The sequence below is a fragment of the Pseudomonas lactis genome (genome assembly GCF_001439845.1).
Lineage (GTDB): Bacteria > Pseudomonadota > Gammaproteobacteria > Pseudomonadales > Pseudomonadaceae > Aquipseudomonas > Aquipseudomonas lactis.
In genome coordinates this window covers 101,048-116,149 of the sequence record NZ_JYLO01000008.1, presented here as the reverse complement: position 1 = coordinate 116,149, position 15,102 = coordinate 101,048, and the positions used below count along the sequence as shown (strand labels likewise).

Here is a 15,102-nt window from a genome sequence, read left to right as displayed (position 1 = left end):
TAGAAGTCTGTGAAACAGAACTCCCTGAATGGATGGTTCAAGAGCGGCGCCCCCGGCGTCTGGATCAGCGGTGGCGCGGTGTCCATCGCGGTCATCATGACCATTGGTTTGCTGGCTGTGATTGCGGTGCGGGGCCTGGGCCATTTCTGGCCGGCCGACCTGATCCAGGCCAACTACAACGTGCCAGGCCAGGCCAACCACATCGTGATCGGCGAAGTGGTGCAGAAAGAAGAAGTGCCGCGTGAGCGCCTGAAAAGCGCGGGCCTGCCGGTGCCGGACCAAGGCCCGGAATTCATGACCCGTGAGCTGATCAAGGTCGGCAACCGCGACCTGAACGGCAACGATTTCACCTGGATCGTCGGCGAGTGGCTGAAGGACCAGACCAAGCCTGCGAACCTGATGGCCATCGAGCGTCGTGAGTGGGGCAACTTCTACGGCACCCTGGTCAACGTCAAGCAGGATGGCAAGGTTATCGCTGAAGGCGAAGCTGCGTGGCCGGAACTGCAGGCGCGTGTCGAGCGTGTGAACAAGCTCGCCGCTCAGCTCAAGACCTTGGAAAAATCCGATATCGGCGCGATCAACGCCGGGCTGGAGCGCATCCGCCTGCACGGTCGCAAACTGGAACTGGAAGGCAAGCTCGACGCAGCCGCCCAGGCCGACATGGACGCCGACCGCGCTGAGCTGAACGCCCGCTACCAAGACATCGAAGCGCGCCTGGCCGACCTGCACGCACAGTTCAACCGCGACGCCCTCACCGCACGTGACGGCAACGGTAAGGAAGTGGAAATCGGTATCGGCAAAGTGGTGCACGCCTACCAGCCGAACGCCATGGGCACCATGACCAAAATCGGCTTCTACTTCAGCAAGGTCTGGGAATTCCTCAGTGATGACCCACGGGAAGCCAACACCGAAGGCGGGATCTTCCCGGCCATCTTCGGCACCGTGATGATGACCCTGATCATGGCAATGATCGTGACCCCGTTTGGCGTACTGGCCGCGGTGTACCTGCGTGAGTACGCCAAGCAGAACACCTTGACCCGCATCATCCGCATCGCCGTGAACAACCTGGCCGGTGTACCGGCTATCGTCTACGGCGTTTTCGGCCTGGGCTTCTTCGTGTATGTATTGGGGGGCTCGGTCGACCGTCTGTTCTTCGCTGAAGCCCTGCCGGCGCCGACCTTCGGTACGCCGGGGCTGCTCTGGGCCTCGCTGACCCTGGCCCTGCTGGCGGTGCCGGTGGTGATCGTGGCCACCGAAGAAGGCTTGGCGCGCATTCCCCGCACTGTGCGTGAAGGCTCCCTGGCACTCGGCGCGACCAAGGCGGAAACGCTGTGGAAGATCGTGCTGCCGATGGCCAGCCCGGCAATGATGACCGGCATGATCCTCGCCGTGGCGCGTGCCGCCGGTGAGGTGGCACCACTGATGTTGGTGGGTGTAGTGAAGCTGGCGCCGTCGCTGCCGCTGGACGGTAACTATCCGTACCTGCACTTGGACCAGAAGATCATGCACCTGGGTTTCCATATTTATGACGTCGGCTTCCAGAGCCCCAACGTCGAAGCCGCACGGCCGTTGGTGTACGCCACTGCCTTGCTACTGGTACTGGTGATCGCCACGCTCAACCTGTCGGCGGTGTGGATTCGTAACCACCTGCGCGAGAAGTACAAGGCGTTGGACAGTTAATGCGATCCAATGTGGGAGCTGGCTTGCCTGCGATGCAGACGACGCGGTGTATCAGTAAGACCGCAGTGATGCCATCGCAGGCAAGCCAGCTCCCACAGGCACAGAATTTGAGTAAGCCGCCCCGGCGGTTCAACGAAATGAATTGGTAGCACAGGGAGCATCCCATGCAACACGAAACCCAATCCCACGGCATCAACATGTCTGCCCTGGGTCGCGACAAGCAGAGCCTGAGCCTGGCCCAGGAAACCGTGGCCATCGAAGTCCCTGGCCTGAGCCTGTACTACGGCGACAAGCAGGCGTTGTTCGACGTCAGCATGAACATCCCCAAGCAACGCGTGACCGCCTTCATCGGCCCGTCGGGCTGCGGCAAGTCCACGCTGCTGCGAACCTTCAACCGCATGAATGACCTGGTGGACGGTTGCCGTGTAGAAGGTGCGATCAACCTCTACGGCACCAATATCTACCGCAAGGGCGAAGACGTGGCCGAGCTGCGTCGCCGCGTGGGCATGGTGTTCCAGAAGCCCAACCCGTTCCCCAAGACCATCTACGAAAACGTGGTCTACGGCCTGCGTATCCAGGGCATCAACAAGAAACGCATCCTCGACGAAGCGGTTGAATGGGCGCTCAAGGGCGCGGCATTGTGGGACGAGGTCAAGGACCGCCTGCACGAATCGGCACTCGGCTTGTCCGGCGGCCAGCAGCAGCGTCTGGTGATCGCCCGTACCATCGCCGTAGAGCCGGAAGTGTTGCTGCTCGACGAACCGTGCTCGGCCCTCGACCCGATCTCCACCCTGAAAGTCGAAGAGCTGATCTACGAGCTCAAGTCCAAGTTCACCATCGTCATCGTCACCCACAACATGCAACAGGCGGCGCGGGTTTCCGACTACACCGCGTTCATGTACATGGGCAAGCTGGTGGAGTTCGGTGATACCGACACCCTGTTCACCAATCCGGCGAAGAAGCAGACCGAAGACTACATCACCGGTCGCTACGGCTAGGAAGCTGTGGTTCTGATTGCACTGACGCTGCGGTTCTCCGCACCTTACCGGACGCTCCAAGGACGCCAACATGATTAGCAAAGAAGGCCTTACCCACCACATCTCCGCGCAGTTCAATGCCGAGCTTGAGGAAGTGCGCAGCCACCTCCTGGCGATGGGCGGGCTGGTGGAGAAGCAAGTCAACGATGCGGTCACCGCGCTGATCGAGGCCGACTCGGGCCTGGCCCAGCAGGTGCGTGAGATTGATGAGCAGATCAACCAGATGGAACGCAATATCGACGAAGAGTGCCTGCGCATTCTCGCCCGTCGCCAGCCGGCGGCCTCGGACCTGCGTTTGATCATCAGCATTTCCAAGTCGGTGATCGACCTGGAGCGCATCGGTGACGAAGCCACCAAGATTGCCCGCCGCGCCATCCAGCTGTGCGAGGAGGGTGAAGCCCCTCGTGGCTACGTGGAAGTGCGCCATATCGGCGATCAGGTGCGCAACATGGTGCGTGATGCCCTCGACGCCTTCGCTCGCTTTGACGCCGAACTGGCGTTGTCTGTGGCCCAGTACGACAAAATCATCGACCGCGAATACAAGACTGCGCTGCGTGAGTTGGCCACTTACATGATGGAAGACCCGCGCTCGATCTCGCGAGTCTTGAACATCATTTGGGTGCTGCGTTCCCTGGAGCGTATCGGCGACCATGCGCGCAATATCTCGGAACTGGTGATTTATCTGGTGCGCGGCACCGACGTGCGGCACATGGGCCTCAAGCGCATGAAAGCCGAAGTTGAAGGCACTGCTGATCTAATCCCTAATGTTTCGGGCGAATCTGACGATAAGTAAGGTTGCCCGAGAAATTAACGCCCGGCCTCTGGCCGGGCGTTTTCGTTTGTGGCATCTGAATTTTTTGCACAGCAGGCGCCATAAAGTCCTTCTGTGACCCGCGAGTTTTGGCAAAATGCCATCAGTCAGGCGTTTTGCAGACGTTTTTATAGGATGAAGGGTCGATGAGTAAAGTCAGTGTGTTGGTGGTGGATGACGCCTCGTTTATTCGCGACCTGGTGAAGAAGTGCCTGCGCAATTACTTCCCTGGGATCAAGATCGAAGATGCGGTGAACGGCAAAAAGGCGCAATCCATCCTGATGCGCGAAACCTTCGACCTGGTGCTGTGTGACTGGGAAATGCCGGAAATGTCCGGCCTTGAGCTGTTGACCTGGTGCCGCGAGCAAGCCCACCTGAAGGCCATGCCGTTCGTGATGGTGACTAGTCGTGGCGACAAGGAAAACGTGGTGCAGGCCATCCAGGCAGGCGTTTCCGGCTACGTCAGCAAGCCGTTCACCAACGAGCAGTTGCTCAACAAGGTCAAGCAGGCCCTGCACAAGATCGGTCGCCTCGATGCACTGATTGCCAGCGCGCCGACCAAGATGAACTCAGCCTTCGGCAACGACTCCCTGAGCGCCCTGACCGGCGGCAAACCCGAAGCGGTCAAGCCGGCCCCGGTGGCGGCGCCCAGCAAAGGCCTGCTCAACACCCCGCCCGTCAAGGCCCCCGCGGCAGCGGCGCCGGCTGGCAGTCGCGGTCAGGGCCAGTTGCGCCTCGCAAGCGGCACCCAGCAATGCGTGATCAAGGCCCTGAGCATCAAGGAGGCGTTGCTGGTGGTAAAGCGTGGCGAGGTCCTGCCTCAGGTACTGGAAAGCGCCGTGCTCGACCTTGAGCAGGGCGACAACGCCGAAGTCGCACGGCTCAACGGCTACCTGCACGCCATCGTCGCCTACGAGCCCAAGCCCGACAGCGACTGGTTGCAACTGACCTTCCGCTTTATCGACCAGGATGCGCAGAAGCTGGATTACATTTCCCGCCTGATCGCCCGTGGCACGGCGCAGAAGCATTTCGTGCCGGGTGCGTGACCCTTCAAGGCGACGCTTGGTCCATGTGGGAGCGGGCTTGCCCTCGATAGCAATCTATCAGTCAACGATGCGCTGGCTGACCCACCGCTATCGCGGGCAAGCCCGCTCCCACACACAGCACTGCGCCTGCAGTCAGTCCAGCAGCAGCACCTTGGCCAGTACGATCTTCGGCCCTTTCATCTTCTTGATGATGATCCGCAAGCCTTCCACTTCCAGCACTTCCTCTTCTTCCGGCACGCGCTTGAGCGTGTCGTAGATCAGGCCGGCCAGGGTTTCGGCTTCGATGTGGTCCAGGTCGACGCCCAACAGGCGCTCCACCTTGAACAACGGCGTATCGCCACGCACCAGCAGTTTGCCGGGCTGGTAGGCGAGGATGCCGCGCTCGGCCTTGCGGTGTTCGTCCTGGATATCGCCCACCAGCACTTCCAGTACGTCTTCCATGGTCAGGTAGCCGATGATCTTGCCGTCGGCTTCTTCCACCAGGGCGAAGTGCGCGCCGCCTTTGCGGAACTGCTCCAGCAGTTGCGACAACGGCATATGCCGCGATACGCGTTCCAGCGGGCGGGTCAATTCGGCCAGGTTGAACGATTCGGGGATATGGTCCAGGGCCGCCAGCTCCAGCAGCAAATCCTTGATGTGCAACAAGCCGACAAACTCGTTGCGCACCGCGTCATACACCGGGTAACGGCTGAATTTGTGACGACGGAACAGCGCGAGGATTTCCTTGAGCGGGGCGTTGAAATCCAGGGTCACCAGGTCTTCCCGGGAGTTGGCCCAGTCCACCACTTCCAGCTCGCCCATTTCCACGGCGGAGGCCAGTACGCGCATGCCTTGGTCGCTGGGGTCCTGGCCACGGCTGGAGTGCAGGATCAGCTTGAGTTCTTCGCGGCTGTAATGGTGCTCATGGTGCGGGCCAGGCTCGCCTTGGCCAGCGATGCGCAAAATGGCGTTGGCACTGGCGTTGAGCAGGTAGATGGCCGGGTACATCGCCCAGTAGAACAGGTACAGCGGCACGGCCGTCCACAGCGACAGCAGCTCGGGTTTGCGGATCGCCCAGGACTTGGGGGCCAGTTCGCCGACCACGATGTGCAGGTAGGAAATCACGAAGAAGGCGGCAAAGAACGACACGCCCTTGATCACTTCCGGCGACTGCACGCCGACCGCGCCCAGCATCGGCTCGAGGATGTGCGCAAAGGCCGGTTCACCGACCCAGCCCAGGCCCAGGGACGCCAGGGTGATACCCAGCTGGCAGGCCGACAGGTAGGCGTCGAGCTGGCTGTGCACGGTACGCAGGATCTGCCCGCGCCAGCCGTTCTTATGGGCGATGGCCTCGACGCGGGTGGCGCGCAGTTTGACCATGGCAAATTCCGCCGCAACGAAGAAGCCGTTGAGCAGTACCAGGATCAGTGCAAAAAGAATCATGCCGAAATCGGCGAAGAGTGTAGCCAGGGTAATGCCAGGGGAAGGGTCCATGATGGGGTTTTGCAGGTTCCGTGTGTTCAATAAGGGGTGACAGGTGGGCCTGAAAGGCAGGCACAAGTCGGCCAATGTAGCGGCTGACGGGGCGCTTGCCTAGTGCCCGCTGCCGGGCGGGGCTGCAAAGTCGTGTCGCAGAACCCTTGTGGGAGCTGTCTTGCCTGCGATGGCGGTCTGCCTGCTACCGATAATTTGGCTGACCCGCCGCCATCGCAGGCAAGCCAGCTCCCACAGTGGGCCGTGCTCACTTCCACTTAATCATCGGCCTCGACCGCTCGCGAACGGTTTACCTGCGCCGGCGGAAAGTGACAGGTAAAGGTACTGCCATGCCCCAGCACGCTGCTGATTTCCAAGCGGGCCCGATGGCGCAACAGCACATGTTTGACGATGGCCAGGCCCAGCCCGGTGCCGCCGGTATTGGAGTTACGGCTGGAATCGACACGGTAGAAGCGCTCGGTCAGGCGCGGCAGGTGCTTGGCGTCGATACCGATCCCCGAGTCCTGCACACTCAGGTGTGCGCCATGCTCATCGGCCCACCAGCGAATGCGGATATTGCCCTTGTCCTGGGTGTACTTCACCGCGTTGAACACCAGGTTGGAGAAGGCGCTGCGTAGTTCGCCTTCACTGCCCTTGAGCAATACGGTTGGGTCGGCCTCCAGCGTGATCTGCTGCCCGCGTTCGCCTGAGAGCGCCTGGGCATCGTTCTTGATCGTCTGCAACAGGCTCTGCACAGCCACGGGGTGGTTGTCCGAGGGGTAGTCCGTGGCTTCAAGCTTGGCCAGCAACAGCAGGTCGTTGAGCAGGGTCTGCATGCGTGAGCCTTGCTGCTGCATCTGTTGCAGGGCGCGGCTCCAGCGCGGGTTGATCTCGTCGACATTGTCCAGCAGCGTCTCCAGGTAGCCGCAGATCACCGTCAGCGGTGTGCGAAGCTCGTGGGAGACGTTGGCGACGAAGTCTTTACGCATCTGTTCCAACTGATGGATACGGGTCACATCACGCACCAGCATCAAGTGTTCGTTGTTGCCGTAGCGCGTCAGGTACAACTGGATGCGCACGCGGTCGTTGGTGGGCGAGGGGATTTCCAGGGCTTCTTCGTAGTTGTCCTGCTCGAAGTATTCCTTGAAGCGCGGGTGGCGCACCAGGTTGGTCACCGGCTGGCCGCTGTCCTGGGGCGTCTTGAGGCCCAGCAGGGTCTCGGCGGCACGGTTCCACCATTCCAGGTTGCCGTCGCTGTCGAGCATGATCACCGCGTCCTTGAGCGCGGCGGTGGACTCCTGCACCCGGTCGATCACCGCTTGCAGCCGCCCGCGTACCCGTTGGTCGCGGCGTTGCAGGTGGTAGATGCTGTCGAACACCTCGCCCCACAGGCCGTAGCCATCGGGCGGTGCTTCATCGGGTTTGTGCTGGCGCAGCCATTCATGCAAGCGCAGCAACTGCTTGAGGGTCCAGCCCAGGTACAAGGCAATGCCCGCGGCCAGGCTCCAGCCGTAGTAGCCGCTGACCAGCCCCACCAACAGGCAGCCGGTGACCAGCAAGAGCATGTGGCGGATCAGGGTGCCATGCCAGTTTTGATTCACTTGAACATGCGTCCTTGTCAGCTGTTTAAGTCAGGCTATTGATTCACGAAACGGCTGGCTCAGCCTTTGGTAGAAAACCGATAGCCGGTGCCGCGCACGGTTTGTACCAGATTCTCGTACGCATCACCCAAGGCTTTGCGCAGGCGGCGGATATGCACATCCACCGTGCGCTCTTCCACATAGACGTTGCCGCCCCACACCTGGTCGAGCAGTTGGCCACGGGTGTAGGCGCGCTCCTGGTGGGTCATGAAGAATTGCAGCAGGCGGTATTCGGTCGGCCCCATTTCCGCAGGCTTGCCGTCGATGGTCACGCGGTGGCTGATCGGGTCCAGGATCAAGCCGTCGACTTCGATAGGCGCTTCGCCATCGGTCGGGCCGGCACGGCGCAGCACGGCTTTGAGGCGTGCCACCAGTTCCCGTGGGGAAAACGGCTTGGTGATGTAGTCATCGGCGCCGACTTCCAGGCCCTGGATCTTGTTGTCCTCTTCGCCCTTGGCGGTGAGCATGATGATCGGGATATCCCCGGTCAGCTCGTCACGCTTGAGACGGCGGGCCAACTCGATGCCCGAGGTGCCGGGCAGCATCCAGTCGAGCAGAATCAGGTCCGGCTTGCGGTCGACGATAATGGCGTGGGCCTGCTGGGAGTTCTCCGCCTCCAGGCAGTCATAGCCGGCCATTTCCAACGCGACGGCGATCATTTCGCGAATGGGCGCTTCGTCGTCAACGATCAGAATGCTCCTGCCAACCATGCTCAATCCTCTTGTCATTTAACTGTCTTGCGCCGCATTAGATAACGGAATTATTGCAGTCGTGTGACAGTAATTTAGTCGCTTGGGCAATTAACGGCACTCTGGACTACCCTTTGGGTCCGAATCCTGACAACCACAAAAGGAAGGTTCCGATGACTTACAGCACTGTTTCCTGGAAAGCCCTGCTGGTATCTGCGGTGTTGACGCTGCCAGGCCTGGCGTTTGCGGCAGAGCCGGCGATGACCAAAGACGGGATGTTGGTGGATCACAAGGGGATGACGCTCTACACCTTCGACAAGGACGCTGATGGCAAATCAGTGTGCAAGGACCAGTGCGCGACCAACTGGCCACCGCTGAAAGCAGAATCCACCGACACCAAGACCGGCGATTGGACGGTGATCACCCGCGACGACCAGACCAGCCAGTGGGCCTACAAAGGCAAGCCTGTCTATACCTACAAGGACGACAAGAAAGCCGGTGACAAGACCGGTGATGGGAAGGGTAGCGTCTGGCACATCATCAAGCCTTAAGTCTGCGGCGCTGCTGAATCCATCGGGGGGCAAGCCTCTCCCAATTTTTTGATCTGCGAATACAGTCAAAATGTGGGAGCTGGCTTGCCTGCGATGGCGTCCCAACAGTCACCACAGAATCCTCAGCGAACCGCGTAATCCACCACAATCCCGATAAAAATCGCTAACCCGGCCCAGTGGTTATGCAAGAACGCCTTGAAGCACTTCATGCGGTCCCTGTCCCGTGTGTACCAGAACTCCCAGGCAAAACAGCCCGCTGCCGCCAGCAGCCCCAGGTGGAACCACCCGCCCAGCTCGAACCGCGCGCCGGCCAGCAACAGACACGCCAGCGCCAGGCCTTGCAACGTGAGGATGATCACGCGGTCGGCATCGCCAAATAGAATGGCGGTGGATTTCACCCCGATCTTCAAGTCGTCATCGCGGTCGGTCATGGCGTAATAGGTGTCGTAGCCCACCGTCCACAACAGGTTGGCGATGTACAGCAGCCACGCCGTGGCAGGCAAATGGCCGGTCTCGGCGGTAAACGCCATCGGCATGCCCCAGGAAAACGCCGCGCCCAGCACCACTTGGGGGTAATAGGTGTAGCGCTTCATGAATGGGTAACTTGCCGCCAGAGCCAGGCCGCCCAGGGAGAGCAGGATGGTGCTGGCGTTGGTCAGCAGCACCAGCAGGAAACTGGTGCCCATCAGCACGGCAAAAAACACCAGGGCTTCTTTCGAACTGATCTTGCCGCTCACCAGCGGGCGTTGCTCGGTGCGTTTCACATGGCCATCGACCTTGCGGTCGGCCCAGTCATTGATCACGCAGCCGCCGGCCCGGGTGAGTACCACGCCCAGCACGAAAATCACGATATTGATCAGCGACGGCGAGCCCTTGCCGGCGATCCACAGGGCCCACAGTGTCGGCCACAGCAGCAGGTAGATGCCGATGGGCTTGTCCATACGCGTCAACTGAATGAAATCCCAGGCCCTGGGGTTCAGGCGGTTCAAGGACTTGAGCAGACGTTGGTACATCAGCAGTTCTCCGGATGATCGTGCAACGCGTGCCAGAAACTCGGCAGAAAGACTTCCGCCACCAGCACGCTCAGCGCCCCGCGGTCGAAGCGCGAGCGGCGCGCCCACAGGTTATCGGCCTGGTCCGCTGTTGGCAGCCAGGCACGAGGGTAGTGACACACTTCAATAGCCTGGCGGGTAAAGGCGCGGTCGCAGAACAGCAACTCGCCCAGCGAACGGCTGCCCAGCTCGTCCATGTGCAGCCCGTCGCCCTGCAAGGCACTGCGGGCCGCCACGCTGCGGGCGAACACCCAAGGCTGGCCGTGCCCGCGCAAATACACCTCGCGTACCCAACCGATACTGGCCGGCGGCAGGTCCAGCGCGGCACATTCGTCGTCGCGCAACGGTTGCCAGCCTTCGAACAGCGGCGTCACGCTGAAACCCTCGTTGGAAAGCCACGTCAGCCGTCGCGTCAGCGAGCCTTCGTCAAACAGCCAATTGAGGGTCAAGGGCGTGGGCAAGGGGCTCAGAAGGCTCTGGGTCAGCCATTGGCAAGCATCGGGAAGGGCGATTGAGTGCGGCACGGTGAGTCAGTATTGGCAGCAAAAGAGGCCGCGAGCTTACCATGGCACCCTGGGCTTTTGCCGTGCCAAACCCGTCGTTTGCGTCGAACATGCTTGCATCTGCAGGCCCCGATCAGTACAAAACGCCCTGAGCCGCGCGGCAACGCTGGATCCATCGACCGCCGGCCAACACGCCTGAACCTGAGGAAGCACGTAATGAAGAAGTGGCAATGTATCGTCTGTGGCCTTATTTACAACGAAGCGGACGGCTGGCCGGATGACGGTATTGCACCAGGCACTCTGTGGCAGGACGTCCCGGAAGACTGGCTGTGCCCGGACTGCGGTGTGGGCAAAATGGATTTCGAAATGATCGAAATCGGCTAATCAACGAATTAAGAAACGTACTACAAGGAGAAGGGAATGAACGCACCTGTCGTGATCATCGGCACAGGATTGGCCGGTTACAACGTCGCCCGGGAGTTTCGCAAGCTCGACAGCGAGACCCCATTGCTGCTGATCACTGCCGATGACGGACGCTCCTACTCCAAGCCCATGCTCTCCACCGGCTTTGGCAAGAACAAGGAAGCCGATGGCCTGAGCATGGCCGAGCCTGGCGCGATGGCCGAGCAACTCAAGGCCCAAGTGCGCACCCATACGCGCATCAGCGGCATCGACCCAGGCCACAAGCGTCTGTGGATCGGCGAGGAAGCAGTGACCTACCGCGACCTGGTCCTGGCCTGGGGCGCAGAAACCGTGCGCGTACCGGTCGAAGGCGATGCGGCTGAGTTGATTTTCCCGATCAACGACCTGGAAGACTATGCGCGCTTTCGCGCTGCCGCTGCCGGCAAACGGCGGGTGCTGCTGCTCGGCGCCGGCCTGATCGGTTGTGAGTTTGCCAATGATCTGATCCTGGGCGGCTATGAAATCGATCTGGTCGCACCGTGTGAGCAAGTCATGCCGACCCTGCTGCACCCGGCGGCAGCCGCAGCGGTGCAAGCCGGGCTGGAAGGCATCGGCGCGCGTTTCCACCTAGGCCCGGTGCTCAATCGCTTGCAACGCACGGCTGACGGCCTTGAAGCGCACCTGTCGGACGGCGAAGTGATCCACTGTGACCTGGTGGTGTCCGCCATTGGCCTGCGCCCTCGCGTGGACTTGGCCGCAGCCGCCGGCCTGCAAATCAACCGCGGCATCATGGTGGACCGCCACCTCAAGACCTCCCACGCCAACATCTACGCCTTGGGCGACTGCGCAGAGGTTGATGGTCTGAACCTGTTGTACGTGATGCCATTGATGAGCTGCGCCCGCGCCCTGGCGCAAACCTTGGCCGGCAATGCCACGGCGGTGAGCTATGGGCCTATGCCGATCACGGTGAAAACCCCGGTGTGCCCGCTGGTGGTGTCTCCTGCGCCACGGGGCACCGAAGGTGTGTGGAGCGTCGAAGGGCAGGGTGCCGACATCAAGGCCCTGTGCCGCGATGCCAGCGGCCGCCTGCTGGGTTACGCACTGACCGGCAGCGCCGTCATGGAAAAACTGGCGCTGAACAAAGAACTTCCGCCGTTACTGGCGTAAATACCAGCCGTTCTGTCGCAAACATCACGTTCATACCCGGAGAAAGGCCGCCGCGAGACTGGCGCGGCGCCCGAGGGCATGCCATCCTCACTCCCGTCTGCCGCAGAGTAGAGCCTGCGGCGCCTTGGCGCTGCTCCACCAGAGAGCAGCACGGACATAACAACAAAAAACCGTCAAAGAGGCTTCACATATGCGTAAACCAGATCTCGCAGCCGCCATCGCTGAAAAAGCCGATCTCACCAAAGAACAGGCCAACCGCGTCCTCAACGCCGTCCTTGAAGAAATCACCGGCGCCCTGCACCGCAAGGACAGCGTCACCCTGGTCGGCTTCGGCACCTTCCTGCAACGCCACCGCGGCGCCCGCACCGGCAAAAACCCGCAAACCGGTGAGCCAGTGAAGATCAAGGCCAGCAACACCGTCGCTTTCAAGCCAGGCAAGTCGCTCAAAGACAGCGTCAACCCGTAAGTTAAGCGGTACCGTCTCGAAGGGAGGCGGGGCGGTAAAGAAAATGGGCACGCCGACGGGGTCGGGTGCCCATTTTTGTTGGGTGTTAGAAGCGTTCCCGGTGGAATAACAGTCGTTGCCTCTTGCTTAGGTATTAATAAATACAGTAGCGACTACTTGAATCACTGTTTATGGTTTATGTTTTTTACTTCACTGTGGAACTACATCTGTACAAGAAGACACATATAGCGCGAGACAGCAGGGAGCGGCTCTAACTCATTTTAGAGGTGTGTATATGAAAATTGATCAGCCTTTTGTTCCATCTTCCTTTTTACCTCAAGAGAAAAAAGTGGAGGCGAATGCTCCAGCGGCCTCGGGTACTGCCGGCACAGTAGCAGACAGTTCTAACGTTGAACGTGACTCTAGTGCCGCGAACGAGAAGGCCCTTAAATACCCACTGGCGACCCCTGAAGAAATCGCTGCTAAAAACAAACGTGCCGATGCTGCAGTTGCTAATAACCTTAGCGCTGGTGTATCCGAGCTTGATACTGCCAAGTCTCGTGGAGCTGGATTTGGAGTACTTGGATCTAGCCGTTCTGGTCGCGGCTCCAAGAGGCCTCCGTCTCGTAGGCAGCCCGTGCCGAATACACCAACTCCGCCGAATAAACCAACTTCGCAGGACAAACCAACTTCGCAGGACAAACCAACTTCTCAGGATAAACCAACTTCGCAGGACAAACCAACTTCGCAGGACAAACCAACTTCTCATGATAAACCAACTTCGCAGGACAAACCAACTTCGCAGAATAAACCGCCCGTGTCGCCTTCGCAGCATAGGCCGACTACGCCATTGCCAAGTGGTACACCGAACAGTCCGAAGCCTACCGTAAGCACAATACAAAGTATTGTCAGCCAGCCACAGAGCTTGCCTCCAGCGCCTCCATCAGTAGCAGCCACTGTACGTAATGCTTTTATAAGCGCCGCGGCAGACAACATGGTCAGTAGCCCCTTTACTGTCGGACAGCAATTCTCGTCCAGCTATTTCCAGAATAAATTTGCAGCGTACAGTGAAATGCCAGGGGCGGAAGTACAGAACGCAGATGGCACGATTGGAACTGTAGATCCTGCTGCAACGAAAGAGCAAAAAATGGAGGCTCGCCTCACCGGCGCTGAAATAAAAAATGAGGCGACGGCCAACCTGTTTATTTTTCTGGCTTTAGGGCGCGACGCGATAGGGGTGCAGCCGAGCGATGATGCGCCTACTGATACAGAAGGGCGCTTGAGCAATATTGAGAAGACGCTGGATGAAATCGAAAAGCAAATGCCAGAGCTCGCCGAGCGGTTCGACATTCTCTACAAACCGTATGTAACTCCTGAGTCATCAGAAGCGCCGACTGAGCAGTCTCGTATGGACAATATTGAAAAGCGCCAAGCTTATATAGATGAAAAAGTCGATTTGCTGAAAACTATCCAGGAACAAAAGGCAAAGAAAAAACTAGGCGTTTAAGTAAAGGGACGAATAGGCGGGGAGGTTATTCGATTTTGGCAGTTGCTTAGGCCCCGTTATTTATTGAATAAACCTCTCCTCCTTCTCGTTGAAAAAGCCTTCTTTCTTTTGCCCGCTATATGTTCGGACAGGCAGGGACGGGTTTGAATAGCACTTACTCAACAGGTAATCCACGGAACCTGCTAAAAAATTGAAAAAGGCTGGCCTTGGTCTATAGCGATAGTTGGATGAACCCACCTTTCGGTATTGGGATTTCCCCTTTCAAAACCATATAAACGTTACCCAATCCAATTTGCACAGTTCGAAGTCAACGAGAATGGTAAAGGGGACGGATTAACTTAATTTATCTTATGGGTATTCATTTTGAATAATCTGCCTAATGAATAAGTTTGGGTCACACAAGAATAATAGGGTGAAATTCCAAAAGAGAATGGTCAAAGTCAAAGCCCTGCAACTTATTTTTATACGCTTCGCAAATGACGATGTTGAAAGCTCCGCCCCAGCCCTCTAAGCGAAAAACCTCTGTTTTTTTTGGGATTTTGTCTATGCTTAATGTTGGGTTGAAAAAGAAACGACCTCTTGGATTTTGCCACTCTTTGACCACATGTGATTCGGGCCACGCCTCGTATTCTGACAGCGCCCAATCGACGCAATCGACATGTTTGTAAGCGTTAAGAAGACGATAACGCACGTTTTGTTTTTCGTGGCTGATGGGCAAAAATTGCACATGCTCCGTCAGCAAGTTATCCAATCCTTGGAGAGCTTCGTCGAATACAAAAAAATCAGCCCCGATGGTGTTGACCGGAGCTGTTTTTCCATCTAGGAGAATCTCGTAGTGCAGGGGTTCGAAGACACAAGGCGTTCTACTATTAGACAGCTCGACATCGTCTACTTCCTCTCCTTTATAAAAGAGCCCTCCCAGGTTTACATAACCTTCCCACTTTTTACTGGTAACGTTTGGATTAAGTTTGAAGTAATTCATAAGTCTACTTTCCTCAAAATCTTATTAAGCGTGGAGGTAGGGTCCAGTGCCTCCTTCCTAAGCTCTGCGAGCTCGGCCTTGAATTGATCCGGCCCTTTCGGCTCGCATTTTGCGGTCGTTTGTTTTATGGTCGTGGGT

General features: G+C 58.7%; 15 protein-coding genes. 9 read left to right on the top strand and 6 right to left on the bottom strand.

Annotation, left to right across the window (positions count from 1 at the left end; translation table 11 throughout):
- The first annotated feature begins 9 nt into the window (after positions 1-9).
- The 4 genes from pstA to TX24_RS14855 all read left to right on the top strand — a co-directional run bounded on the left by pstA (position 10) and on the right by TX24_RS14855 (position 4,574).
- Positions 10-1,680 carry a phosphate ABC transporter permease PstA gene (pstA, locus tag TX24_RS14870; protein WP_003195629.1) on the top strand — a complete coding sequence of 557 codons (1,671 nt, stop codon included), beginning with the start codon at positions 10-12 and terminating at the stop codon, positions 1,678-1,680.
- Positions 1,681-1,844: 164 nt separating this feature from the next.
- On the top strand, positions 1,845-2,678 hold the full coding sequence (pstB, locus tag TX24_RS14865; RefSeq protein ID WP_003195626.1) for a phosphate ABC transporter ATP-binding protein PstB: 834 nt from the start codon (positions 1,845-1,847) through the stop codon (positions 2,676-2,678).
- Between the two features lie 70 nt (positions 2,679-2,748).
- Entirely contained in the window at positions 2,749-3,510 is a 762-nt protein-coding gene (phoU, locus tag TX24_RS14860; RefSeq protein WP_003195624.1) for a phosphate signaling complex protein PhoU, read from the top strand.
- A 164-nt stretch (positions 3,511-3,674) separates the two neighbouring features.
- Entirely contained in the window at positions 3,675-4,574 is a 900-nt protein-coding gene (locus TX24_RS14855) for a response regulator (RefSeq protein WP_003195622.1), read from the top strand.
- A 132-nt stretch (positions 4,575-4,706) separates the two neighbouring features.
- On the opposite strand, the gene TX24_RS14850 is transcribed toward TX24_RS14855, so the two are convergent.
- The 3 genes from TX24_RS14850 to phoB form a co-directional block, all read right to left on the bottom strand.
- On the bottom strand, positions 4,707-6,047 hold the full coding sequence (locus TX24_RS14850) for a hemolysin family protein (protein ID WP_003195620.1): 1,341 nt from the start codon (positions 6,045-6,047) through the stop codon (positions 4,707-4,709).
- Positions 6,048-6,304: 257 nt separating this feature from the next.
- On the bottom strand, positions 6,305-7,591 hold the full coding sequence (phoR, locus tag TX24_RS14845; RefSeq protein WP_186354319.1) for a phosphate regulon sensor histidine kinase PhoR: 1,287 nt from the start codon (positions 7,589-7,591) through the stop codon (positions 6,305-6,307).
- A gap of 95 nt (positions 7,592-7,686) precedes the next feature.
- Positions 7,687-8,376 (bottom strand): phosphate regulon transcriptional regulator PhoB, encoded by a 690-nt coding sequence (phoB, locus tag TX24_RS14840; protein WP_003195617.1) that lies wholly within the window; start codon positions 8,374-8,376, stop codon positions 7,687-7,689.
- Between the two features lie 152 nt (positions 8,377-8,528).
- Here phoB and TX24_RS14835 point away from each other — a divergent pair, with 152 nt between their 5' ends.
- Complete coding sequence (locus TX24_RS14835) at positions 8,529-8,906, top strand: COG4315 family predicted lipoprotein (protein ID WP_003195615.1); 378 nt, start codon at positions 8,529-8,531, stop codon at positions 8,904-8,906.
- 122 nt (positions 8,907-9,028) lie between these two features.
- Here TX24_RS14835 and ubiA read toward each other — a convergent pair whose 3' ends face one another.
- Together ubiA and TX24_RS14825 are read right to left on the bottom strand one after the other, a co-directional pair.
- The gene (ubiA, locus tag TX24_RS14830; protein ID WP_057710595.1) at positions 9,029-9,919 is read right to left on the bottom strand and encodes a 4-hydroxybenzoate octaprenyltransferase; all 891 of its coding nucleotides are present in this window, start codon (positions 9,917-9,919) and stop codon (positions 9,029-9,031) included.
- Entirely contained in the window at positions 9,919-10,482 is a 564-nt protein-coding gene (locus TX24_RS14825) for a chorismate--pyruvate lyase family protein (protein ID WP_003195610.1), read from the bottom strand. The genes ubiA and TX24_RS14825 overlap by 1 nt, the downstream gene beginning before the upstream one ends.
- Positions 10,483-10,677: 195 nt before the next feature.
- On the opposite strand from TX24_RS14825, the gene TX24_RS14820 reads away from it, so the two are divergent.
- From TX24_RS14820 to TX24_RS30860, 4 genes are all read left to right on the top strand, one after another.
- Entirely contained in the window at positions 10,678-10,845 is a 168-nt protein-coding gene (locus tag TX24_RS14820; protein ID WP_002555879.1) for a rubredoxin, read from the top strand.
- A gap of 36 nt (positions 10,846-10,881) precedes the next feature.
- Entirely contained in the window at positions 10,882-12,030 is a 1,149-nt protein-coding gene (locus TX24_RS14815) for an NAD(P)/FAD-dependent oxidoreductase (RefSeq protein WP_003195591.1), read from the top strand.
- A gap of 190 nt (positions 12,031-12,220) precedes the next feature.
- A complete protein-coding gene (locus TX24_RS14810) occupies positions 12,221-12,496 on the top strand; it encodes an HU family DNA-binding protein (RefSeq protein ID WP_003195589.1) in 276 nt (91 codons plus the stop codon).
- A 274-nt stretch (positions 12,497-12,770) separates the two neighbouring features.
- Positions 12,771-13,982 carry a type III secretion effector protein gene (locus TX24_RS30860; protein WP_082628809.1) on the top strand — a complete coding sequence of 404 codons (1,212 nt, stop codon included), beginning with the start codon at positions 12,771-12,773 and terminating at the stop codon, positions 13,980-13,982.
- Positions 13,983-14,376: 394 nt separating this feature from the next.
- Here the strand turns inward: TX24_RS30860 and TX24_RS32315 are convergent, their stop codons facing one another.
- Positions 14,377-14,964: a hypothetical protein gene (locus TX24_RS32315; protein WP_169878765.1), complete on the bottom strand. Its 588-nt coding sequence runs from the start codon at positions 14,962-14,964 to the stop codon at positions 14,377-14,379.
- Positions 14,965-15,102 lie beyond the last annotated feature (138 nt).

Excerpts from the sequence above, each read along its gene's own strand:
- pstB (WP_003195626.1), top strand. The coding sequence starts at position 1,845 with ATGCAACACGAAACCCAATCCCACGGCATCAACATGTCTGCCCTGGGT.
- phoU (WP_003195624.1), top strand. The coding sequence starts at position 2,749 with ATGATTAGCAAAGAAGGCCTTACCCACCACATCTCCGCGCAGTTCAAT.
- TX24_RS14855 (WP_003195622.1), top strand. The coding sequence starts at position 3,675 with ATGAGTAAAGTCAGTGTGTTGGTGGTGGATGACGCCTCGTTTATTCGC.
- TX24_RS14850 (WP_003195620.1), bottom strand. The coding sequence starts at position 6,047 with ATGGACCCTTCCCCTGGCATTACCCTGGCTACACTCTTCGCCGATTTC.
- phoR (WP_186354319.1), bottom strand. The coding sequence starts at position 7,591 with ATGCTCTTGCTGGTCACCGGCTGCCTGTTGGTGGGGCTGGTCAGCGGC.
- phoB (WP_003195617.1), bottom strand. The coding sequence starts at position 8,376 with ATGGTTGGCAGGAGCATTCTGATCGTTGACGACGAAGCGCCCATTCGC.
- TX24_RS14835 (WP_003195615.1), top strand. The coding sequence starts at position 8,529 with ATGACTTACAGCACTGTTTCCTGGAAAGCCCTGCTGGTATCTGCGGTG.
- ubiA (WP_057710595.1), bottom strand. The coding sequence starts at position 9,919 with ATGTACCAACGTCTGCTCAAGTCCTTGAACCGCCTGAACCCCAGGGCC.
- TX24_RS14820 (WP_002555879.1), top strand. The coding sequence starts at position 10,678 with ATGAAGAAGTGGCAATGTATCGTCTGTGGCCTTATTTACAACGAAGCG.
- TX24_RS14815 (WP_003195591.1), top strand. The coding sequence starts at position 10,882 with ATGAACGCACCTGTCGTGATCATCGGCACAGGATTGGCCGGTTACAAC.
- TX24_RS14810 (WP_003195589.1), top strand. The coding sequence starts at position 12,221 with ATGCGTAAACCAGATCTCGCAGCCGCCATCGCTGAAAAAGCCGATCTC.
- TX24_RS30860 (WP_082628809.1), top strand. The coding sequence starts at position 12,771 with ATGAAAATTGATCAGCCTTTTGTTCCATCTTCCTTTTTACCTCAAGAG.
- TX24_RS32315 (WP_169878765.1), bottom strand. The coding sequence starts at position 14,964 with ATGAATTACTTCAAACTTAATCCAAACGTTACCAGTAAAAAGTGGGAA.